Source organism: Pseudomonas chlororaphis, assembly GCA_001023535.1.
Taxonomy (GTDB): domain Bacteria; phylum Pseudomonadota; class Gammaproteobacteria; order Pseudomonadales; family Pseudomonadaceae; genus Aquipseudomonas; species Aquipseudomonas chlororaphis_E.
Map to the genome: position 1 here is coordinate 2081434 of CP011020.1, position 21883 is coordinate 2103316.

At 62.7% G+C, this 21883-nt stretch carries 18 protein-coding genes; 8 read left to right on the plus strand and 10 right to left on the minus strand.

Annotated features, from left to right (window positions below; translation table 11 throughout):
• Positions 1-3: 3 nt before the first annotated feature.
• The 4 genes from VM99_09090 to VM99_09105 form a co-directional block, all read right to left on the minus strand.
• Positions 4-2595, minus strand: a complete 2592-nt coding sequence (locus VM99_09090; protein ID AKJ98206.1) for an aconitate hydratase — start codon at positions 2593-2595, stop codon at positions 4-6.
• Between the two features lie 199 nt (positions 2596-2794).
• Positions 2795-3922, minus strand: a complete 1128-nt coding sequence (locus tag VM99_09095; GenBank protein AKJ98207.1) for a methylcitrate synthase — start codon at positions 3920-3922, stop codon at positions 2795-2797.
• A gap of 55 nt (positions 3923-3977) precedes the next feature.
• The gene (prpB, locus tag VM99_09100; protein AKJ98208.1) at positions 3978-4868 is read right to left on the minus strand and encodes a 2-methylisocitrate lyase; all 891 of its coding nucleotides are present in this window, start codon (positions 4866-4868) and stop codon (positions 3978-3980) included.
• The gene (locus VM99_09105; GenBank protein ID AKJ98209.1) at positions 4865-5578 is read right to left on the minus strand and encodes a GntR family transcriptional regulator; all 714 of its coding nucleotides are present in this window, start codon (positions 5576-5578) and stop codon (positions 4865-4867) included. Before VM99_09105 ends, prpB begins: the two co-directional genes overlap by 4 nt.
• Positions 5579-5860: 282 nt before the next feature.
• On the opposite strand from VM99_09105, the gene VM99_09110 reads away from it, so the two are divergent.
• The 4 genes from VM99_09110 (at position 5861) to pabB (ending at position 10534) form a co-directional block, all read left to right on the plus strand.
• The gene (locus VM99_09110; GenBank protein ID AKJ98210.1) at positions 5861-6397 is read left to right on the plus strand and encodes an ATP-dependent zinc protease; all 537 of its coding nucleotides are present in this window, start codon (positions 5861-5863) and stop codon (positions 6395-6397) included.
• A 5-nt stretch (positions 6398-6402) separates the two neighbouring features.
• A complete protein-coding gene (locus VM99_09115) occupies positions 6403-7935 on the plus strand; it encodes a membrane protein (protein AKJ98211.1) in 1533 nt (510 codons plus the stop codon).
• Positions 7935-8921 carry an alpha-L-glutamate ligase gene (locus tag VM99_09120; GenBank protein ID AKJ98212.1) on the plus strand — a complete coding sequence of 329 codons (987 nt, stop codon included), beginning with the start codon at positions 7935-7937 and terminating at the stop codon, positions 8919-8921. Before VM99_09115 ends, VM99_09120 begins: the two co-directional genes overlap by 1 nt.
• Positions 8922-9190: 269 nt before the next feature.
• Complete coding sequence (gene pabB, locus VM99_09125; GenBank protein AKJ98213.1) at positions 9191-10534, plus strand: aminodeoxychorismate synthase; 1344 nt, start codon at positions 9191-9193, stop codon at positions 10532-10534.
• 115 nt (positions 10535-10649) lie between these two features.
• Here pabB and thrH read toward each other — a convergent pair whose 3' ends face one another.
• On the minus strand, positions 10650-11267 hold the full coding sequence (gene thrH, locus VM99_09130; protein ID AKJ98214.1) for a phosphoserine phosphatase: 618 nt from the start codon (positions 11265-11267) through the stop codon (positions 10650-10652).
• Between the two features lie 171 nt (positions 11268-11438).
• Here thrH and VM99_09135 point away from each other — a divergent pair, with 171 nt between their 5' ends.
• The 3 genes from VM99_09135 (at position 11439) to VM99_09145 (ending at position 14961) form a co-directional block, all read left to right on the plus strand.
• A complete protein-coding gene (locus tag VM99_09135) occupies positions 11439-12179 on the plus strand; it encodes a phosphoadenosine phosphosulfate reductase (protein ID AKJ98215.1) in 741 nt (246 codons plus the stop codon).
• Between the two features lie 467 nt (positions 12180-12646).
• The gene (locus VM99_09140; GenBank protein AKJ98216.1) at positions 12647-14176 is read left to right on the plus strand and encodes a nitrate reductase; all 1530 of its coding nucleotides are present in this window, start codon (positions 12647-12649) and stop codon (positions 14174-14176) included.
• A gap of 56 nt (positions 14177-14232) precedes the next feature.
• On the plus strand, positions 14233-14961 hold the full coding sequence (locus VM99_09145; GenBank protein ID AKJ98217.1) for an Asp/Glu/hydantoin racemase: 729 nt from the start codon (positions 14233-14235) through the stop codon (positions 14959-14961).
• A gap of 145 nt (positions 14962-15106) precedes the next feature.
• Here VM99_09145 and VM99_09150 read toward each other — a convergent pair whose 3' ends face one another.
• Positions 15107-16030 (minus strand): LysR family transcriptional regulator, encoded by a 924-nt coding sequence (locus VM99_09150; protein AKJ98218.1) that lies wholly within the window; start codon positions 16028-16030, stop codon positions 15107-15109.
• Between the two features lie 125 nt (positions 16031-16155).
• Here VM99_09150 and VM99_09155 point away from each other — a divergent pair, with 125 nt between their 5' ends.
• Positions 16156-16902 (plus strand): oxidoreductase, encoded by a 747-nt coding sequence (locus VM99_09155; GenBank protein ID AKJ98219.1) that lies wholly within the window; start codon positions 16156-16158, stop codon positions 16900-16902.
• A 70-nt stretch (positions 16903-16972) separates the two neighbouring features.
• Here the strand turns inward: VM99_09155 and VM99_09160 are convergent, their stop codons facing one another.
• The 4 genes from VM99_09160 to VM99_09175 form a co-directional block, all read right to left on the minus strand.
• Entirely contained in the window at positions 16973-17668 is a 696-nt protein-coding gene (locus tag VM99_09160) for an HAD family hydrolase (GenBank protein ID AKJ98220.1), read from the minus strand.
• A 183-nt stretch (positions 17669-17851) separates the two neighbouring features.
• Positions 17852-18214: a hypothetical protein gene (locus VM99_09165; protein AKJ98221.1), complete on the minus strand. Its 363-nt coding sequence runs from the start codon at positions 18212-18214 to the stop codon at positions 17852-17854.
• A 942-nt stretch (positions 18215-19156) separates the two neighbouring features.
• The gene (locus tag VM99_09170; GenBank protein ID AKK01720.1) at positions 19157-19342 is read right to left on the minus strand and encodes a hypothetical protein; all 186 of its coding nucleotides are present in this window, start codon (positions 19340-19342) and stop codon (positions 19157-19159) included.
• Positions 19343-19497: 155 nt separating this feature from the next.
• A complete protein-coding gene (locus tag VM99_09175) occupies positions 19498-21687 on the minus strand; it encodes a diguanylate cyclase (GenBank protein AKJ98222.1) in 2190 nt (729 codons plus the stop codon).
• Positions 21688-21883 lie beyond the last annotated feature (196 nt).

The following is a 21883-nucleotide window of genomic DNA, read 5'->3' on the forward strand; positions in this document are numbered from 1 at the left end:
GATTTAAACGGCGACCGCCGATTCAAGAAAGTCCTGGGCGAAGCGTTGCAACACGCCCCCGGCTTCATAAATCGACACCTCTTCGGCGGTGTCGAGACGGCAGGTCACCGGCACCTCGACGCGCTCGCCGTTCTTGCGCGTGATCACCAGCGTCAGCGTCGCCCGCGGCGTACGCTCGCCGATCACGTCATAGACCTCGCTGCCGTCGATACCCAGGGTCTTGCGGTCGGTGCCGGGCTTGAATTCCAATGGCAACACGCCCATGCCCACCAGGTTGGTGCGATGGATGCGCTCGAAGCCCTCGGCCACAATCGCCTCGACACCGGCCAGGCGCACGCCCTTGGCCGCCCAATCCCGGGAGGAACCCTGGCCGTAGTCGGCACCGGCGACGATGATCAGCGGCTGCTTGCGCTGCATGTAGGTTTCGATGGCTTCCCACATGCGCATGACCTGGCCTTCCGGCTCGACCCGGGCCAGGGAGCCCTGCTTGACCTTGCCGTTTTCCTGGACCATTTCGTTGAACAGTTTCGGGTTGGCGAAGGTGGCGCGCTGCGCGGTCAGGTGGTCGCCCCGGTGGGTCGCGTAGGAGTTGAAGTCCTCTTCCGGCAGGCCCATTTTGGCCAGGTATTCACCGGCGGCGCTGTCGAGCATGATCGCGTTGGACGGCGACAGGTGATCGGTGGTGATGTTGTCCGGCAGCACCGCCAGCGGGCGCATGCCCTTGAGCGGCCGCGCACCGGCCAGCGCGCCTTCCCAATAAGGTGGACGACGAATGTAGGTGCTTTGCGGACGCCAGTCGTACAGCGGCGTGACTTTCGGCCCGGTGTCTTCCTGGATAGCGAACATCGGGATGTAGACCTGGCGAAACTGTTCCGGCTTGACCGAGGCCTTGACCACCGCTTCGATTTCTTCGTCGCTCGGCCAGATGTCCTTGAGGCGGATTTCCCGACCGTCCACCACGCCCAGCACGTCCTTCTCGATGTCGAAACGGATGGTCCCGGCGATGGCATAGGCCACCACCAGCGGCGGCGACGCGAGGAACGCCTGCTTGGCGTACGGATGAATGCGGCCGTCGAAGTTGCGGTTGCCCGACAACACGGCGGTGGCGTACAGGTCGCGGTCGATGATTTCCTGCTGGATCACCGGGTCCAATGCACCCGACATGCCGTTGCAGGTGGTGCAGGCAAAGGCCACGACACCAAAGCCCAGTTGCTCCAGTTCTTTGGTCAGGCCTGCCTCATCCAGGTACAACGCCACGGTTTTCGAACCGGGCGCCAGGGAGGACTTGACCCACGGCTTGCGCACCAGGCCCAGGCGGTTGGCGTTGCGCGCCAAGAGGCCGGCGGCGATCACGTTGCGCGGGTTGCTGGTGTTGGTGCAACTGGTGATGGCGGCGATGATCACCGCGCCGTCGGGCATCTGCCCCGGCACTTCGGTCCATTGCCCGGCAATGCCATTGGCCGCCAGGTCCGTGGTGGCCACGCGGGCGTGGGGGTTGCTCGGCCCTGCCATGTTGCGCACCACCGACGACAGGTCGAAACTCAGGCCGCGCTCGTACTGCGCACCCTTGAGGTGATCGGCCCACAAGCCAACTTGTCTGGCGTATGTCTCGACCAGTTGCACCTGCTGGTCTTCACGACCGGTGAGCTTCAGGTAATCGATGGTCTGCTGGTCGATGTAGAACATCGCCGCCGTGGCGCCGTATTCCGGGGCCATGTTGGAGATGGTCGCGCGGTCGCCCAGGGTCAGGGCCTGGGCACCTTCACCGAAAAACTCCAGCCAGGCGCCGACGACCTTTTGCTTGCGCAGGAACTCGGTCAGTGCCAGCACCATGTCGGTGGCGGTGATGCCCGGTTGCAACTTGCCGGTCAGTTCGACGCCGATGATTTCCGGCAGGCGCATCCACGAGGCACGGCCGAGCATGACGCTTTCCGCTTCCAGGCCGCCAACACCGATGGCGATCACCCCCAGGGCATCGACGTGAGGCGTGTGGCTGTCGGTGCCCACGCAGGTGTCGGGGAATGCCACGCCGTCACGCTGCTGGATCACCGGGGACATTTTCTCCAGGTTGATCTGGTGCATGATCCCGTTGCCGGGCGGGATCACGTCGACGTTCTTGAAGGCCTTTTTGGTCCAGTTGATGAAGTGGAATCGGTCCTCGTTGCGCCGGTCTTCGATGGCGCGGTTCTTGGCGAACGCCTGGGGATCGTAGCCGCCGCTTTCCACGGCCAGGGAATGGTCGACGATCAGTTGCGTCGGCACCACCGGATTGACCTGCGCCGGGTCCCCGCCCTGCTGGGCGATGGCATCACGCAGGCCGGCCAGGTCCACCAGGGCGGTCTGGCCGAGGATGTCATGGCACACCACGCGGGCCGGGAACCAGGGGAAGTCCAGGTCACGCTTGCGCTCGATCAGTTGCAGCAGCGATTCGCCCAGCGTCGCCGGGTCGCAGCGGCGCACGAGGTTCTCGGCCAGCACGCGGGAGGTGTACGGCAGGCCGTCATAGGCGCCGGGACGGATGGCCTCGACGGCCCCACGAACGTCGAAATAATCCAGCGAAGTGCCGGGCAGCGGTTTGCGAAATTCTGTGTTCATCGTCAGGACTCGGGTCACGGTGGTTTCAGAGGGGCCGGCGCAGCTATTGAAGTGAACCCGGTCAACTGTGGGAGCGGGCTTGCTCGCGAATGCGGTGTGTCAGTCGACATCAATCTTGAATGTCAGTCCGTCTTCGCGAGCAAGCCCGCTCCCACAAGAGAAGGCGGTTCCTTCAGTTACAGCGCCAGCGCCCTCCAGCTCAGCGTTGTTCGATTGGCACGAACTTGCGCTGTTCGACGCCGGTGTATTCGGCGCTCGGGCGGATGATGCGGTTGTTGGCGCGTTGTTCGAACACGTGGGCGGCCCAGCCGGTCAAACGCGAGCACACGAAGATCGGTGTGAACAGCTTGGTCGGGATGCCCATGAAGTGGTAAGCCGAGGCGTGGTAGAAATCGGCGTTGGGGAACAGTTTCTTCTGCTCCCACATGGTCTTGTCGATGGCTTCGGAGACGGGGAACAGCACCGTATCGCCCACTTCGTCGGCAAGCTTTTTCGACCAGCCCTTGATCACCTCGTTACGCGGGTCGTTGTCCTTATAGATCGCGTGGCCGAAGCCCATGATCTTGTCCTTGCGCTCAAGCATCGCCAGCGTGCCCTTGATCGCCGCTTCCGGCGAGTCGAAGCGCTCGATCATTTCCATCGCCGCCTCGTTGGCCCCGCCATGCAGCGGGCCGCGCAGCGAGCCGATGGCCGCGGTGATGCAGGAGAACAGGTCCGAAAGGGTCGAGGCGCAGACCCGGGCGGTGAAGGTCGAGGCGTTGAACTCATGCTCGGCGTAGAGGATCAGCGACACGTTCATCACCTTGACGTGCAGCTCGCTCGGCTTCTTGCCGTGCAACAAGTGCAGGAAGTGGCCACCGATGGAGGCTTCGTCGGTGACGCACTCAATGCGCTGGCCCTGGTGGCTGAAGCGATACCAGTAGCACATGATCGCGGGGAATGCGCCCAACAGGCGGTCGGTCTTGTCCTGCTGCTCGGTGAAATCGCGCTCGGGTTCCAGGTTGCCCAGGAACGAGCAGCCGGTGCGCATCACGTCCATTGGATGGGCGTCGGCGGGGATGCGCTCGAGCACTTCCTTCAGGGCCTGGGGCAGGTCCCGCAGCTGACGCAGCTTGCGGGTGTAGGCGTCCAGTTGCGCCTGGGTCGGCAGCTCGCCGTACAGCAGCAGGTACGCCACTTCTTCAAATTGCGCCTCTGCCGCCAGGTCGCGAACATCGTAGCCACGGTAGGTCAGGCCGGCACCGGACTGGCCCACGGTGGACAAAGCGGTTTGCCCGGCCACCTGGCCACGGAGCCCGGCGCCACTGAGTACTTTTGCTTCGGCCATTTGCTGTCTCCAATTGTTGAATTTGTAGGGAATCGGCAAGTTTCGGGAGCGGGCCTTATTTCTTCGCCGCGAACAACGCATCGAGCTTCTGCTCGAAGGTGTGGTAGTCGATACGATCGTAAAGCTCCATGCGGGTCTGCATGGTGTCGATGACATTCTGCTGCGTGCCGTCGCGACGAATCGCGGTGTAGACGTTCTCGGCCGCCTTGTTCATGGCACGGAAGGCCGACAGTGGGTACAGCACCAGGGACACGTCGGCACCGGCCAACTGCTCGGTGGTGTACAGCGGCGTCGCGCCGAACTCGGTGATGTTGGCCAGGATCGGCGCCTTCACCCGGCTGGCGAACAGCTTGTACATCTCAAGCTCGGTGATCGCTTCGGGGAAAATCATGTCGGCACCGGCCTCGATGCACGCGGCGGCACGGTCGAGGGCCGACTCCAGCCCTTCCACGGCCAGGGCATCGGTACGGGCCATGATCACGAAACTGTCGTCGGTGCGAGCGTCCACCGCCGCCTTGATGCGGTCGACCATTTCCTGTTGCGAGACGATTTCCTTGTTCGGCCGATGACCGCAGCGCTTGGCGCCGACCTGGTCCTCGATATGCACCGCCGCCGCGCCGAACTTGATCATCGACTTGACCGTGCGCGCCACGTTGAACGCCGAGGAACCAAAACCGGTGTCCACGTCCACCAGCAGCGGCAAGTCGCACACGTCGGTGATGCGACGCACATCCGTCAGCACGTCGTCCAGGCCGGTAATGCCCAGGTCCGGCACACCGAGGGAGCCGGCCGCCACACCGCCGCCCGAGAGATAGATCGCCTTGAAGCCGGCGCGCTTGGCCAACAACGCGTGGTTGGCGTTGATCGTGCCCACCACCTGCAGCGGATGCTCCTGGGCGACCGCGTCGCGGAATCGCTGGCCTGGCGTGCTCTTGCTGGAACTCATGACTCACCTCGTTCAGTGGCGGCGCTGTCCTGGAAATGACGCGCGATGTTGCGTTTGGAGGCGCCGATGTGCCGGCGCATCAGTAATTCAGCCAATTCGCCGTCACGGTCGGCGATGGCATCGAGAATCCGGTGGTGCTCGGCAAAGGCCTGGCGCGGACGGTTGGGCGTGGTGGAGAACTGGATGCGGTACATGCGCACCAGTTGATACAACTCGCCGCAGAGCATTTGCGTCAGGGTGCGGTTGCCGCTGCCCTGGATAATCCGGTAGTGGAAGTCGAAATCGCCTTCCTGCTGGTAGTAGCCGACACCGGCCTGGAACGCCGCATCGCGCTCGTGGGTTTCCAGGACCCGGCGCAGTTCGTCGATTTCTTCCAGGGTCATGCGCTCGGCTGCCAGGCGGCAGGCCATGCCTTCGAGGGATTCGCGGATTTCGTAGAGTTCCAACAGCTCGGCATGGCTCAGGGACACCACCCGCGCGCCGACATGAGGCACTCGCACCAGCAGGCGCTGGCCCTCCAGGCGATGGATGGCCTCGCGCAACGGCCCGCGACTGATGCCGTAGGTGCGGGCCAGCTCCGGCTCGGAGATCTTGCTGCCGGGGGCAATGTCGCCCTGGACAATGGCCGCCTGGATACGCCGGAACACGTTCTCGGAGAGGGTTTCCGAGTCGTCCTGGGCCATCACCGGGGTTTCGAGCTGACCGAGCATATTGTCGACACCTTTAAAAGCAATGTGCCAAAAACTAACCAATAAAGAACTATTCGTCAAAGTAAAAATCCATATTGTCGACAATCGTCTAATAACGACCTTCTCCATAACCGCTCGCATGGTTCAATCGTAGCCTCCGGCCAGCGGTGGCGTCAGAAAACCACCGTGCTAGAATGCCGCCGCTGTTTGCCGCTCTCCTCTATATAGGGAAAGCGCCTGAAGGAGCTTGCGCAGTAATGCCAGGGCCTGAACCGATGAACGGAATGCTGCGCACCAGGATCTATGACACTCAAGCCCTTATCTGCTGCTCTCTATCTCATGTGCCTGCCGGGGCTTGCCGCGGCGGGCGAAAAAACCGTGTACGGCCTCAACGAATACGCGGCCTTGCAGGGCATCGACCTGGAAGTGGCCGCCAAGCTCGACACCGGGGCCAAGACAGCGTCCCTCAGTGCCCGCGACATCAAGCGCTTCAAGCGCAACGGCGAATCCTGGGTGCGTTTCTACCTGGCCATCGACGCGGCCCACTCGCACCCCATCGAACGTCCGCTGGCCAGGGTCAGCAAGATCAAGCGCCGCGCCGGTGACTACGACCCGGAAGAAGGTAAGAAGTACACGGCTCGGCCGGTCATCGAACTGGACATCTGCATGGGTTCGGCCCTGCGCAGTATTGAAGTGAACCTGACCGACCGCAGCGCTTTCCAATACCCGTTGCTGATTGGCTCCGAAGCGCTCAAGCGCTTCGACGCGCTGGTCGACCCCAGTCTCAAATACGCTGCCGGCAAACCCGCCTGCGCCAATGCCGCTCAAACCGCAGAGTAATTCCAATGCGCTCCCTGACCCTCCATTTGAAAATGCTGATCGCCATCCTGGTGGTGCTGGGCCTGTCGGTGACGGCCTATCAGATTTTCGTGCTCGGCATCCCGGTGACCGAAGACGCCACCGACGACTTGTGGAACATCGACGCCAAGGTCGAGTTCGTGCCCAACGCCAAGGATCCGGTCAAGGTCCAGATGTTCGTGCCGCCCCTGAGCCGCGACTACGTGAGCCTCAACGAGAGCTTCATTTCCAACAATTACGGTGTGGCGGTGAACCGGGTCGACGGTAACCGCAAGGTGACGTGGTCGGCCCGTCGTGCCAAGGGTAACCAGACGCTCTACTACCGCCTGGTGCTGACCAAGCGTTACAGCGCCGAAAAAACCAAGGTCAAGGGCCCGACCTTCCGTGACAGCATCGCCGTCGAGGGCCCGGAAAAACTCGCCGCCGAAGCCCTGCTCGCCCCAATCCGCCAGCATTCGGCCGACGTCGAGACCTTCATCAGCGAGGCCATCAAGCGGGTCAACAACCTCAACGACGACAACGTCAAGCTGCTGCTGGCCGGCGATCCGTCGTCGAGCAACAAAGCGCGCATCGTCGAACTGGTGCTGTCGATTGCCCACGTCCCGGTGGAAAAAGTCCACACCATCCGCCTGGTGGCCGACCAGCCGCAGACGCCGGAACTGTGGCTGCGCAGCTTCAACGGCACCGATTGGCTGTATTTCAGCCCTGACACCGGCGAGCAGGGCCTGCCCACCGACCGGCTGTTGTGGTGGACCGGCGATGAAAACCTGATCACCGTCGATGGCGGCAAGAAAGCCACCGTGACCTTCAGCATGAACAACAGCGAGATGAACGCAATCCGCCTGGCCAAGCTGACGGACGAGAACACCGACGCCAACTTCCTCGAATACTCGCTCTACGGCCTGCCCCTGCAGACCCAGCAGACGTTCATGATCATGGTGATGATCCCGATCGGCGTGCTGGTGATCCTGGTGCTGCGCAACCTGATCGGCCTGCAGACCCTGGGAACGTTCACCCCGGTGCTGATTGCCCTGGCCTTCCGGGAAACCCAACTGGGCTTCGGGATCATCCTGTTCACGGTGATCACGGCGCTGGGGCTGTCGCTGCGCTCGTACCTGGAACACCTCAAGTTGCAGATGCTGCCCAGGCTCTCGGTGGTGTTGACCTTCGTGGTGGTGCTGATCGCCGCCATCAGCCTGTTCAGCCATAAGCTGGGCCTGGAGCGCGGCTTGTCGGTGGCGCTGTTCCCGATGGTGATCCTGACCATGACCATCGAACGCCTGTCCATTACCTGGGAAGAACGCGGCGCCGGCCATGCGATGAAGGTCGCCATCGGCACCCTGTTCGCCGCCTCCCTGGCGCACCTGATCATGAGCGTGCCGGAGCTGGTGTATTTCGTGTTCACGTTCCCGGCGATCCTGCTGATCCTGGTGGGCTTCATGCTGGCCATGGGGCGCTATCGCGGCTACCGCCTGACCGAGCTGGTACGGTTCAAGGCCTTCCTCAAGGCTGACTCGTAATGTTCGGTTTCTGGAAGACCTGGAAGGCCTTGGAAGCGCGGGGCATCATGGGCATCAACCGGCGTAACGCCGACTACGTGCTCAAGTACAACAAGCGCAGCCTGTACCCCATCGTCGATGACAAGATCATCACCAAGGAACGGGCGATCGAGGCCGGCATCCATGTGCCGGAGTTGTACGGGATCATTTCCACCGAGAAGGAAATCGACAAGCTCGACGGGATCATCGGCGGGCGCACCGACTTCGTGATCAAGCCGGCCCAGGGCGCTGGCGGCGACGGCATCATCGTCATCGCCGACCGCTTCGAGGGCCGCTATCGCACGGTCTCTGGCAAGATCGTCAGCCATGAGGAAATCGAGCACCACATCTCCAGCATCCTCACCGGCCTGTATTCCCTGGGCGGGCACCGGGACCGGGCGTTGATCGAATACCGGGTGGTGCCGGACCAGATCTTCAAGAGCATCAGCTACGAAGGCGTGCCGGACATCCGCATCATCGTGTTGATGGGCTATCCGGTGATGGCCATGCTGCGCCTGCCGACCCGCCAGTCCGGCGGCAAGGCCAACCTGCACCAGGGCGCCATCGGCGTGGGCGTCGACCTCGCCACGGGCCTGACCCTGCGCGGCACCTGGCTGAACAACATCATCACCAAGCACCCCGACACCACCAACGCGGTGGACGGCGTGCAACTGCCCTACTGGGACGGCTTCATGAAGCTGGCCGCCGGTTGTCACGAACTGTGCGGGCTGGGCTACATCGGCGTGGACATGGTGCTGGACCAGGAAAAAGGCCCGCTGATCCTGGAACTCAATGCCCGGCCGGGACTGAACATCCAGATCGCCAACGACTGCGGCCTGACCCTGCGCACCCACGCCGTGGAAGCGCACCTGGAAGCACTCAAGGCCCGTGGCGTGGTTGAGACCGTGGAAGAACGAGTGGCCTTTGCCCAGGAGTTGTTTGGGCATATTCCGCCGGTTGAAGGATAAACCCTGAAACAGTCTCCCCCTTGTGGCGAGGGAGCTTGCTCCCGCTGGGTTGCGCAGCAACCCTGATACATTCAACGAGATCCAGCTGACACACCGAGGTATCTGGTTGGGGGTTGCTTCGCAACCCAGCGGGAGCAAGCTCCCTCGCCACGGGTTGTGCAGGGTTGTATCTGCCGCCAAACTTACCCATCTCCGACATCCCTCTAGGTGCAAATCCTACACAGGGATTACAATCGCTCCCCCGCCTCAATGGCTGATCCGCCCCGCCCATGCCGACCTGTTCCGTACACCCACTGCCCTACCGCGCCAACCCCGCCGAGTACTTCGCGGCCATCCGTCATGCCCCTGGCAGCGTGCTGCTCGACAGCGGCCGGCCGAGTGCTGAACGCGGGCGTTATGATGTGCTCAGCGCCTGGCCACTGGCGCAACTGGCGGTGCTGCCGGACGAGAGTGGTCGCGATTTCCTGCAACGTTTGCGCACCCAACTGACCCGGTTGGGGCATGCTGTCCTGCCGGCCACGGTGCAATTGCCCTTCGCCGGTGGCCTGATCGGCTACCTGAGCTACGACTTCGGCCGACACCTCGAAACCCTGCCGTCCCATGCGAAGGACGACCTGCACCTGCCCGACGCGCGTTTCGGCGTGTACGACTGGGCGCTGGTCAGCGACCATCAGGCCGGCACCAGCCAACTGGTGTTCCACCCCCATTGCGCCGAAGCCGAACGCCAGCGCCTGATTGCACTGTTCAGCCAGGCGGCCCCACGGCCTGTGGACAACTTCAGCCTGGCCGGGCCGATGACACCCGACCTGAGCGCCGACGCCTATCGCCAGGCGCTCGCACAGATCCACGCGTACATCCAGGCCGGCGATTGCTATCAGGTGAATTTTGCCCAGCGCTTTCGCGCACCTTGCCAGGGCGATGCCTGGGCGGCCTACGTGGCACTGCGGGCTGCGTGCCCGACGCCTTTTTCCGGGTTCCAGAGCCTGCCGGAGGGCGGCGCCGTGCTGAGCCTGTCACCCGAACGCTTCGTCAGGGTCAGCCAGGGCCACGTGGAAACCCGGCCGATCAAGGGCACCCGCCCCCGGGGCACGACGCCCGCCGAGGACGCCGCCCACGCCGCCGACCTGCTGGCCAGCCCCAAGGATCGCGCGGAGAACCTGATGATCGTCGACCTGCTGCGCAACGACCTGGGCCGCACCTGCCGCATCGGCACGGTGCAGGTGCCGGAGCTGTTCAGCTTGGAAAGCTACCCGAACGTGCACCATCTGGTCAGCAGCGTGACCGGCGAGCTGGCCGCCGACAAGGATGCCCTGGACCTGATCGCCGGTAGCTTCCCCGGCGGCTCGATCACCGGCGCGCCGAAGATCCGCGCCATGCAGATCATCGATGAACTCGAACCGACCCGACGTGGCCTGTATTGCGGCTCGCTGCTGTACCTGGACGTGCGCGGGGAAATGGACAGTTCCATCGCGATCCGCAGCCTGCTGGTCAAGGATGGGCAGGTGTGCTGCTGGGGCGGCGGCGGGATTGTCGCGGATTCGGACTGGCAGGCGGAGTATCAGGAGTCGATTACCAAGGTAAAGGTGCTGCTCGATACCCTGCAGAACCTTTAGTGACCACACATCTTCTGTGGGAGCGGGCTTGCTCGCGAATGCAGTGTGTCAGTCACCATCATCATTTCTGACACACCGCATTCGCGAGCAAGCCCGCTCCCACAAGGGATTGGGGTTACAGGTTGAGGTTGCGGTTCGAAGCCTTGAGGAATTCCTGCTTCAACTCGGCAAAGCTGTGCACCGCCGGGAACTGCGGGAACTCCCGGATCACATTGTCCGGCGCATGGAACAGGATGCCGGCGTCGGCTTCACCGAGCATTGTGGTGTCGTTGTAGGAATCTCCGGCCGCAATCACTCGGTAGTACAGGCTCTTGAAGGCCAGGACCGACTGCCGCTTGGGATCTTTCTGACGCAGTTGGTAGCCCGTCACTCGCCCGCTGTCATCGGTAATCAAACGATGACAGAGCAAGGTGGGGAAGCCCAACTGGCGCATCAGAGGTTGGGAGAATTCATAGAACGTGTCCGAAAGAATCACCACCTGGAAGCGCTCGCGCAGCCAATCGACGAACTCGATGGCACCGTCCAGCGGCTTGAGCGTGGCAATCACCTCCTGGATGTCCGACAGCTTGAGGCCGTGTTCGTCGAGGATGCGCAACCGCTGCTTCATCAGCACGTCGTAGTCGGGAATGTCCCGAGTGGTTGCCCTGAGGGATTCAATCCCGGTTTTTTCGGCGAAGGCGATCCAGATCTCCGGGACCAGCACACCTTCCAGGTCGAGACAGGCGATTTCCACAGGACACTCCCATTTATTGATGTTTATCGGTTGAGGGAACAAAAGGCCTGCCGACTCTAGCCATTCACCGGTGCCGGCGCAACGCACAGGGCGCGCCAGTACCGACAGCTTTTGTTACCATCAGCCCCCTATAGAGCGCTCAGCGCCACCGACCTGTAGGAAACCGCCCTGATGAGCCCATCGTTTGACGTCGTGGAACTCGCCACGACTTATGCCAACAAGTCCCCGCAGGACATTCTCAAGCTGGCCTTCGCCGAGTTCGGTGACGAGCTGTGGATATCCTTCAGTGGCGCCGAAGACGTGGTGCTGGTGGACATGGCCTGGAAACTGAACAAGAACGTCAAGGTGTTCAGCCTCGACACCGGTCGCCTGCACCCGGAAACCTATCGGTTCATCGACCAGGTGCGCGACCATTACAAGATCGACATCGAGCTGATCTCGCCGGACCACGCCAAGCTTGAACCCTTCGTGAAGGAAAAAGGCCTGTTCAGCTTCTACAAGGACGGTCATGGCGAGTGCTGTGGCATTCGCAAGATCGAGCCGCTGCGCCGCAAACTCACCGGTGTGCGCGCCTGGGCCACCGGCCAGCGCCGCGACCAGAGCCCCGGCACCCGCAGCCAGGTGGCCGTGCTGGAAATCGACACGGCGTTCTCCACCCCGGAGCGCACCCTGTACAAGTTCAACCCGCTCTCGCAAATGACCAGCGAGGAAGTCTGGGGTTACATCCGCATGCTGGAGCTGCCTTATAACAGCCTGCATGAACGCGGCTTCATCAGCATCGGCTGTGAACCCTGCACCCGCCCGGTACTGCCCAACCAGCACGAGCGCGAGGGGCGCTGGTGGTGGGAAGAAGCGACCCAGAAGGAATGCGGGCTGCACGCCGGCAATATCATCAGCAAATCCAAGGCCTGATACCGCACAGACCGACGCCCGCCTCGACCTTGTACACAGAAATGTCACCACAGGTGCCATTTTTGTGTGCACTTTATCCATCAATGCCCTGAAAAGTTACACCTATCTCCCTACCCCGCCTCCCTTCTGCGCCCTGCCACGCCCACTGAAAAAATAAATACCTGTTCAAACGGTCAATTTATACCGTCTATTTTTCAGCTACTTATTCAAAATCAATAACCAAACGAAATGACAGGCGCGTCGTTTAGATCCGCGGCTGGCATAGATCTGGCTTGAGTCGACAAGTGTTTTGTATACAACCCAAATAAAACCTACACACACTTTTAGATCCGCAAGCCTGAAGCGCCCTATCCCGTACAGGCTGCAGATGCCCCATAACCAAGATGCTCGCCGCGCCGCGACGAAGATTGTCGAGCCTTGCGCTCATGCCCAGTCATCGCTGCGCCGAGAATCAGGAGCCTGCCGGAATGCGTACAAGTCTCTCCAATAACATCGCGCTGGATCTGCCCTCCTCCACTACCGCCCATACTGACAAACAGGCGGCCTCCCTGGCCCTGAGCCCCCGGCTGCATAACAAGGACCTGGCCCCGACCAAGGCCGAAGGCCGGCGCTGGGGCCGCTACAGCATCTTTGCCCTGTGGACCAACGACGTTCACAACATCGCCAATTATTCGTTCGCCATCGGCCTCTATGCGCTAGGCCTGGGGGGCTGGCAGATCCTGCTGTCCCTGGGGATCGGGGCGGCGCTGGTGTACGGTTTCATGAATCTGTCCGGGTACATGGGGCAGAAGACCGGGGTGCCGTTTCCGGTCATCAGCCGGATCAGCTTCGGTATCCACGGGGCGCAGATCCCGGCCTTGATCAGGGCGGTCATCGCCATTGCCTGGTTCGGCATCCAGACCTACCTGGCGTCGGTGGTGTTCCGTGTGCTGCTGACCGCGATCCATCCAGGCTTCGCCGAATACGACCAGAATTCGATCCTCGGCCTGTCGAGTCTGGGCTGGGTGTGCTTCGTGGCGATCTGGTTCGTGCAACTGGTGATCCTGGCCTACGGCATGGAAACGGTGCGCCGCTACGAAGGCTTTGCCGGCCCGGTGATCCTGGTCACCGTCGCCGCCCTGGCCGGCTGGATGTACACCCAGGCCGGCGCAACCATCGCCTGGTCGATCCGCGAGCCCCTCACCGGCGGTGAGATGTGGCGCAACATCTTTGCCGGCGGCGCGCTGTGGCTGGCGATCTACGGCACGTTGATCCTCAACTTCTGCGATTTCGCCCGCTCTTCGCCGTGCCGGCGGACCATCGTGGTCGGTAATTTCTGGGGCCTGCCGGTGAACATCCTGGTGTTCGCCGCGATCACCATCCTGCTGTGCGGTGCGCAGTTCCAGATCAACGGCCAGGTCATCGAAAGCCCGACGCAGGTCATCGCCTCGATTCCCAACACGTTTTTCCTGGTGCTCGGTTGCCTGGCGTTCCTGATTGTCACCGTGGCGGTGAACATCATGGCCAACTTCGTCGCCCCGGCGTTCGTGCTCAGCAACCTGGCGCCCAAGTACTTGAACTTCCGCCGCGCCGGGCTGATCAGCGCCGCCATTGCCGTGCTGATCCTGCCGTGGAACCTGTACAACAGCCCGCTGGTGATCGTGTATTTCCTGTCGGGCCTGGGTGCCCTGCTCGGCCCGCTGTACGGCGTGATCATGGTCGATTACTGGTTGCTGCGAAAAGGCCGCATCAACGTGCCGCAGTTGTACAGCGAAGACCCGAACGGCGCGTATTTCTACAGCAACGGCGTCAACCTGCGGGCCGTGGCGGCGTTCATTCCGGCGGCGCTGATCGCGATCGTCCTGGCACTGGTGCCCGGCTTCGACAGCGTCTCACCGTTTTCCTGGCTGATCGGCGCGTCGATTGCCGGGCTGCTGTACCTGATCATCGCCAAGCGCCAGCCCTACTACGAAGACGTCAGCGGTGAATCCATCGCTGTGGATAACGTCAGCCATTGATCCATAAGGCGGCCCCAACGCGGGTCGCCGTCTTTTCTGCGTTAAGGAAACTGCTCATGCGAATTCTTGTGGTCAACGTCAACACCACCGAGTCCATCACCCAGGCCATCGCGCAGCAGGCCCAGGCCGTGGCGGCGCCGGGCACCGAGATCATCGGGCTGACGCCGCACTTTGGCGCCGACTCGGTCGAAGGCAACTTTGAAAGCTACCTGGCCGCGATCGCAGTGATGGACCGGGTGATGTCCTACGACCAGCCGTTCGACGCGGTGATCCAGGCCGGTTACGGCGAGCATGGCCGCGAAGGCTTGCAGGAGTTGCTGAACGTGCCCGTGGTGGACATCACCGACGCCGGCGCCAGCACCGCGATGTTCCTCGGCCACGCCTATTCGGTGGTCACCACCCTGGACCGCACCGTGCCGCTGATCGAGGACCGCCTCAAGCTATCCGGCCTGTTCGACCGCTGCGCCTCGGTGCGGGCCAGCGGCCTGGCGGTGCTGGAACTCGAACAGGATCCGCAACGGGCGGTGGAGGCCATCGTGCAGCAGGCGGAACTGGCCGTCAGCCAGGACAAGGCCGAGGTCATCTGCCTGGGTTGCGGTGGCATGGCCGGGCTCGACGAACAGATCCGCCAGCGCACCGGGGTGCCGGTGGTCGATGGCGTCACCGCCGCCGTGACCATCGCCGAGTCCCTGGTACGACTGGGGCTGTCGACGTCGAAAGTACGCACCTATGCAACACCCCGGCCCAAGACCATCATTGGCTGGCCGGGGCGGTTTGGGCGGTGAGCCCCAGCCTTGAACCGAGTTGAGCTCTTCGCGAGCAAGCCCGCTCCCACAATGGGTCTGTGTCGCACACAAATGCGGTGATCAACACAGTTCGATGTGGGAGCGAGCTTGCTCGCGATAGGCACACGTCGGCCTGAAGCCAGGCTCAAACCGCGCTGAACCGCGCCGCCAACCCCTGCTGCGCGAACTGTTCGATGATGAAGTCCACGAACGCCCGGGTCTTGCCCGGCAGCAACTTGTGCTCGGCGTAGTAAATGGAAATGTTGCCATCGTCGACGTACCAGTCCGGCAGCACCCGCAGCAACGCGCCGGAATCAAGGTAAGGCACTGCAACCGGCATGCTCACCAGACCGATGCCCAATCCTTGGGCCGCGGCGGCGCAGTCGGCTTCCGAGTCGCTCATGGTCATGCGCGCCTTGAGCACGAGCGGGCTGTGCTGCCCGCTGCGATGGGTCAGTTGCCAGGAACGGACGCGCCCGGTCTGCGGTGAACGGATCAGGATGCCCTGATGGTGCGCCAGATCGTCCGGCTCGATCACCGCGGCATGGTCCTGCAGATAATCCCTGGAGGCCACCAGCACTCGATGCGCCACCGCCAGCTTGCGCGCCACCACCCCTTGGGGCAGCTCGAAACCACCGCCGATGGCCGCATCGAAGCCCTGGCCGATCAAGTCCACTTGCCGATTATCGAAATGCCAATCGGGATTGATCGCCGGGTAGCGCCGTAGAAAACTGCCCAGCAACGGCACCACGTACAAACGGCCGAACGCCGTACCCATGCTCACCTTCAGCGTACCCGCCGGTTGTCCGCCCGCACTGGCGAGGTTGGCGACGGCGTTCTGGATGGTGTGCAGGCTGCCGCTCACTTCGCTCAGGAACAACTGGCCGGCTTCCGTCAGGGTCAGTCGACGAGTGCTACGCTGGAACAGCCGCACGCCCAGCCGCGCTTCAAGCTTGGCCACGCTCTTGCCCACCGCCGCCGGGGTCAGGCTCAAGCGGCGGGCTGCTTCGGCGAAGCTGCCGACCTCGGCGCTGCGGACGAAGCATTCGATACTACTAAATGTTTCCATGGGCGCCATTCCAAACTTTTGGTTTACACAGACTATAGCAAGGGCGGTCTACACAACCCACGACGCGATGTCGATACTCCTCCCATCACCGCGGCATCTCGCCCCGGCACCTTTTGGAGAACACCATGAACACGCAAGCACTGAACGGTAAAGTGGCCCTGGTCCAGGGCGGTTCCCGCGGCATCGGCGCCGCCATCGTCAAACGCCTGGCCGCCGAGGGCGCCGCCGTGGCGTTCACCTACGTCAGCTCGGCCGCCAAGGCTGAAGAGCTGCAGCACAGCATCACCGCAGCGGGCGGCAAGGCCCTGGCCATCAAGGCCGACAGCGCCGACGCCGAGGCCATCCGCAATGCCGTCGCGGCCACCGCCGAGGCCTTCGGCGGGCTGGACATCCTGGTCAACAACGCCGGCGTCCTGGCCATGGGACCGGTGGAAGAATTCAACCTCGAGGATTTCGACCGGACCCTGGCCATCAACGTGCGCAGCGTGTTCGTCGCCACGCAAGCGGCCGCCCGCCACATGAGCGAGGGTGGCCGGGTGATCAACATCGGCAGCACCAACGCCGATCGCATGCCCTTTGCCGGCGGCGCCGCCTACGCCATGAGCAAATCCGCCCTGGTGGGCCTGACCAAAGGCCTGGCACGCGACCTCGGGCCCCGCGGTATCACGGTCAACAACGTGCAGCCCGGCCCGGTGGACACCGACATGAACCCGGCCGACAGCGACTTCGCCTCCAGCCTGCTGTCGCTGATGGCGATCGGGCGCTACGGCAACGTGAATGAAATCGCCAGCTTCGTGGCCTATCTGGCGGGCCCGGAAGCGGCCTATATCACCGGGGCCAGCCTGACCATCGACGGCGGCTTCGGGGCTTGATCGAGGCATGCAAAAACGCCGGCCAGGGTTCTCGACCCTGACCGGCGTTCCGCTGTCTAGCGCGGGCCTGTCAGGCCCATTCCAGCTCGGGCAAACCGCAAAGGCCTGGCTGGAACATCTTCAACGAGCGAATGATCCCGTCGGCATGGGCGTATTTTTCATCCGCCATGGCCGGGTCCGGGATCGCGATGGCGGTCATGCCGGCCGCCTTCGCAGCCGTCACGCCAAATGGAGAATCCTCGAACACCAGGCAATCCGCCGGGGCGACGCCCAGACGACGGGCCGCGACGAGGAAAATATCGGGGGCCGGTTTCGCGGCGCCCACTTCCGGGTCGTCCGCCGTGACAATGAAGTCGAACAACGCGAACCAGTCCCGGTGCAGGGTGGTTTTCAAGGCGAAGGTGTGCCGCGAGGAGCTGGTGCCCACCGCGATGGGCACGCCGCTGGCCTTCAGATGCCGCACCAGTTCCTCGGCCCCCGGCATTGCCAGGGCATGGGGGAAACGCTCGCGCATCAGCGGCTCGCGAATCACCAGGAACTCTTCGGGGGTGATCGGCAACTCCAGGGCCTGGACCACATAGCGGGCCAGGTCGCCGGCGCCGCGGCCGATGATGTTCTGCTTGACGCTCCAGTCGAACGTACGCCCGTAGCGCTCGGCGATGATGGACGTGACCTCGGTGTAGATGCCCTCGGTGTCCAGCAACAACCCATCCATGTCGAAAATCACAGCCTTGATCGGGCCAAACTCTTTCAGCGGTGCATTCATCGCATCTGATCCGTTATCAACACAACATTCCAGGGATGGCTCAGGTGCGGCCAGGGAAGGTATTCGCCTTAAAGGATTCAGCAGCATAACGAGGGGGGCTTGGAGCAGGCAACGGGTAATCGACGATACCGCCCCTGGGAGCTGGCTCCTACGGGCGGCCTCGCAGTTGAAGGGCGCTAACGGTTACTGGCCGGAACCACCCGAGCCACCGCCCGAGCCGCCACCGCTGCCCCCGCTGTCGCTGGTGCCCGTGCCGCCACTGGTGCTGGCGCCGGCCGAATCACCGCCCATGGTGCTGCTGCCGCTGGTCGAACCGCCGCCGGTGCCAGGGCTGGTGCTGCTGCCGCTGGCGTCGCCGCCATTGCCGCCGCTCACGGAGCCCGGTGGCAAGGCATTGCCGTTGGCGTCGGCATTCATCTGGGTGGAAGGTGGCATGCCACCCTTGTCCACGGGCGGGTTGTCGCTTGAGGACTGGGCGAAAACGCTCAGGGAGCTGGCCGAAAGAATCCCGGCGAGTGTCAGCGCGGTGAGATTGGACTTCATCATGGTGAGTCTCCTTTTCGAGGTACTTACCTGATGTGTGGCAAGGGCAGCACGCCGATGGTGCCGCCGGATCGACAGGCGGTGGACCGGGCTGATCAGCCCGGCCCGGCCTCGCCGTCATCATCGTCCTCGGGAGGCGTCTGTTCTGCCGCCGCGTCATCATCGGGCGGAAGCTGGTCGCGACTCAGCGGATTGGTGGGTGATGGCAGCGGGTATTCCGGGGTTTCGTCATCGGGCGCGGGCGAATCGGCAGTCATGACAGCCTCCAGAGGCGGATCGAACCCGCCTCAATCGTAGGACTCATCCTCAAGCTCGGCGTCTTCGTCGTCGATCAGCGGGACCTGGGCGTCGTCCATCAGCGAACCGGGGTCTTCATTGCCCGGGTCATTGACGAAAGGAAGGCCCGACGGGCCTTTTTCTTCCTTGCCTTCGGTTTCCGGGGTCATGGCACACCTCGCAATTGTTGATGGATGTAACAATTCGAGGCGAGAGAACGCTAAACGTTCCGGATGATTTCAGGTGCTCAGATGCAAAACAGTGGGGCCAAGCGGCGCTTTCTCTCGTGCTTCTTGCCGCTGGGAAGGCCGTCGTTTTATGACAGGCAAAAAAAAGCCCGCTGGGGAAACGGGCAGGTACTGCTTTCTAACGGATGAGTTCAGCCTACGTGCCCGCTTGTGAAAGAAACGTGAAAGAAACACTCCGTTGAAAAAAGATGAAAAATATTTTCGGCAACTCAACAAAAAGCCCCGTTCGATAACGTAATACCGTTCACTTAAGGTAAGGACGTCACCGGCCCGTGGCGAGGGAGCTTGCTCCCGCTGCGCTGCGCAGCAGCCCCAAAAGCTTGGGACCGCTGCGCGCTCGCAGCGGGAGCAAGCTCCCTCGCCACGACAAGTGATAAACCTCAAGTGAACAGCATTACCGTTCGATAACGGGGCTGCACGGTTACTTCTTGACCGGGATCCTGGGCAGGAACTTGGCTTTTTCGCCTCGCTGCACCTTCGACACCTTGGTTCTGATGGACTTGATCGGTTCATCGCCAAAGTCCGACCGATAGGCCGACTGACCACACTGCAGCCCTTCGTTGATCGGATACACGGCTGCATTGTCCTCGCTGTACGCTGCTCCCATTGCCATTCCCCTTTCATCGAGGCCCATACCGGCAACAACCATTGCCTGGAAAATATCGGCCCTACGCGCTTCAGACTAGTCGGTCAGCAACAGACTGACAGTCCGATAACGCCCTTCACCGACGAATGGAACTCACTGTTTCAGAAAGGAAACGGTCATTCGGAGCCCAGCAGGGTGCGATGTAAAATCCGCGAAACCTGATCGGCCGAGTAGGGTTTGGGCAAGAACTCGAAGCCTTCATGCCCCTTCAGCGCCAGCTCTTCGCTGTAGCCGGACGTCAGGACCACCGGCAAGTCCGGACGGCGCGCGCGCAGCTCCTTGGCCAGGGTGATCCCGCTGATGCCCGGCATGACCACATCCGAAAAGATCGCATCGAAGGCCATCGCATCCGGCCCCACCATTTCCAGCGCCTGCTCGGCGTTGGTAGCCCAGGCCGTTTCATAACCCAGGTCCTGGAGGATCTGGTTGGCAAAACGCCCCACTTCGAGGTTGTCTTCCACGACCAGCACGCGCCGAGTGCCTTTTTCCAGCACCATCTGGGTGACCTCTTCCCGGCCAGGCTCTTGAACGTCCTCGGCCTCCACTTCCGGCAGGTACAAGGTAAACACCGTGCCGCCGCCGACGACGGTGGAGACATCGACGTTACCACCGGACTGCTTGGCGAAACCGAACACCTGGGACAACCCCAACCCGGTGCCCTTGCCCACTTCCTTGGTGGTGAAGAACGGCTCGAAGATGTGTTCGAGCACGTGCGTCGCGATGCCGGTGCCGGTGTCCGCCAGGGCGATGGCGGCAAACGCTTGCCGGGCCCCGGCGTGGCCGCGGATGGGGGGCATGCCGTTGCCGCAATGAAGCCTGAGACACAGCGTGCCCTGCCCGTCCATGGCGTCCCGGGCATTGAGCGCCATGTTGATCAGGGCCGTTTCGAACTGGCTCAGGTCGGCGCGAATGTAGCAAGGACGCCCGCACAGCTCGACCTTGACCTGAATTCGCGCGCCGGTGACGGCTTCCAGCATGTCACCCAGGCTCTGAACCTGCTTGCCCACCTCGAAGACTTCCGGCTTCAGCGGCTGGCGCCGGGCAAACGCGAGTAACTGGCTGGTCAGTTTCGCAGCGCGCTCCACCGTCTCGGAGACCGCGGTCATGTACCGTTGCCGACGCTCTTCGGACAGGTTGGGCATGCGCAGGAAATCGACCGAAGAGCGAATGATCGTCAGCAGGTTGTTGAAGTCGTGGGCCACGCCGCCGGTGAGCTGACCAATGGCCTCGAGCTTCTGGGACTGGCGCAGCGCCGCCTCGGTCTGTTTCAGCCGCGTAGTGCGCTCTTCGACCCGCTGCTCCAGCGTTGCATTGAGCTCAGCCAGTGCGGCCAGGCCTTCACGCACCGCGGCGTCCGCCCGAGAGCGCTCGATGTGGGCCCAGGATCGCTCGGTGACTTCCATCAACAGCGCCAGGTCGTTGGAGGACCAGACGCGCGGGTTGTTATCGTGGATCGCCATGAGCGCCGTCAAACGCCCGTTCTTGATCAACGGGACGCAGATGGTCGCGGCAATGCCAATCGCCTGGAAGGTCGCCGCTTCTTCCGGTGCCAGCTCCACCTGGTTGTCGTTGATCACCAACGGCTTGCCGGCGCGCAGGTTGCCGACCGCCAGCCGACCGAAATCGGCCAGGCGATAATGTCCCAGAATATGCGGCGATCCCGCACGGGCCCAGTCACCGCGGATCGTGAAACCGTCCTCGTCCTCGTCCACGTCGGCATAGGCGCAGTTGGACAGGTTCAGGTGCGCCGCCAGGATGCGCGTGGTGGTGGCCATGATGACCTGCGGGTCGGTGGCATTGGCCACCGCGTTACCAATGGCATCCAGCACGGCCAGGCGCTGGGTCATGAACACCGTGGAGGTGGTCTCGGTGACGGTGTCGACCATGCCCACGACCTTGCCGAACTGGTCGCGAATAGGGCTGTAGCAGAAGGTGAAGTAGGCCTGTTCCGGGCCGCCCCCGCGCTCGATGACCAGGGGAAAGTTCTCGATGTACGTGGCCTGCCCCTCGAAGGCGGCCCGCACGATGGGGCTGATATCGCTCCAGACTTCCCGCCACACCTCATCGAACCCCCGCCCCAAGGCCTCGGGCTTGTTTCCCAGGATGGGCAGGAAGGCGTCGTTGTACAGCGTGATCAGGTCCGGGCCCCAGATAATGGCCTGGGGAAAATGCGAGGCAAGGCTCAGCGCAACGGTCGTCTTCAACACATCGGGCCACTGTTTCGGTGGTCCGAGCGACGTGTTGTCCCAATCATGGCGGCGCACCCGTTCGGCCATCTCTCCGTAGCTCTGCAGCCAATCTGTCATTGCGTTCGATCCTTGCGTACTGCAATTGCCATCAGGGAGCGCTTGAGACTCCATACCGGCCCGTATTATCCCGTGCCGGGTTCGAATGCGCGATTGTATTGTGGAATACAACGCGCCACCGTTCGCGATTCTTGGGTGAAACGGCGCACAAACCTACAGCCAAGTCCTACACGTTCAGTGGAAACATTCTGCCCAA

What these genes read in the sequence shown, in the direction of transcription:
- VM99_09090 (AKJ98206.1), bottom strand. Translation starts at nt 2,595, where the DNA reads ATGAACACAGAATTTCGCAAACCGCTGCCCGGCACTTCGCTGGATTAT.
- VM99_09095 (AKJ98207.1), bottom strand. Translation starts at nt 3,922, where the DNA reads ATGGCCGAAGCAAAAGTACTCAGTGGCGCCGGGCTCCGTGGCCAGGTG.
- prpB (AKJ98208.1), bottom strand. Translation starts at nt 4,868, where the DNA reads ATGAGTTCCAGCAAGAGCACGCCAGGCCAGCGATTCCGCGACGCGGTC.
- VM99_09105 (AKJ98209.1), bottom strand. Translation starts at nt 5,578, where the DNA reads ATGCTCGGTCAGCTCGAAACCCCGGTGATGGCCCAGGACGACTCGGAA.
- VM99_09110 (AKJ98210.1), top strand. Translation starts at nt 5,861, where the DNA reads ATGACACTCAAGCCCTTATCTGCTGCTCTCTATCTCATGTGCCTGCCG.
- VM99_09115 (AKJ98211.1), top strand. Translation starts at nt 6,403, where the DNA reads ATGCGCTCCCTGACCCTCCATTTGAAAATGCTGATCGCCATCCTGGTG.
- VM99_09120 (AKJ98212.1), top strand. Translation starts at nt 7,935, where the DNA reads ATGTTCGGTTTCTGGAAGACCTGGAAGGCCTTGGAAGCGCGGGGCATC.
- pabB (AKJ98213.1), top strand. Translation starts at nt 9,191, where the DNA reads ATGCCGACCTGTTCCGTACACCCACTGCCCTACCGCGCCAACCCCGCC.
- VM99_09135 (AKJ98215.1), top strand. Translation starts at nt 11,439, where the DNA reads ATGAGCCCATCGTTTGACGTCGTGGAACTCGCCACGACTTATGCCAAC.
- VM99_09140 (AKJ98216.1), top strand. Translation starts at nt 12,647, where the DNA reads ATGCGTACAAGTCTCTCCAATAACATCGCGCTGGATCTGCCCTCCTCC.
- VM99_09145 (AKJ98217.1), top strand. Translation starts at nt 14,233, where the DNA reads ATGCGAATTCTTGTGGTCAACGTCAACACCACCGAGTCCATCACCCAG.
- VM99_09150 (AKJ98218.1), bottom strand. Translation starts at nt 16,030, where the DNA reads ATGGAAACATTTAGTAGTATCGAATGCTTCGTCCGCAGCGCCGAGGTC.
- VM99_09155 (AKJ98219.1), top strand. Translation starts at nt 16,156, where the DNA reads ATGAACACGCAAGCACTGAACGGTAAAGTGGCCCTGGTCCAGGGCGGT.
- VM99_09160 (AKJ98220.1), bottom strand. Translation starts at nt 17,668, where the DNA reads ATGAATGCACCGCTGAAAGAGTTTGGCCCGATCAAGGCTGTGATTTTC.
- VM99_09165 (AKJ98221.1), bottom strand. Translation starts at nt 18,214, where the DNA reads ATGATGAAGTCCAATCTCACCGCGCTGACACTCGCCGGGATTCTTTCG.
- VM99_09170 (AKK01720.1), bottom strand. Translation starts at nt 19,342, where the DNA reads ATGGGAGCAGCGTACAGCGAGGACAATGCAGCCGTGTATCCGATCAAC.
- VM99_09175 (AKJ98222.1), bottom strand. Translation starts at nt 21,687, where the DNA reads ATGACAGATTGGCTGCAGAGCTACGGAGAGATGGCCGAACGGGTGCGC.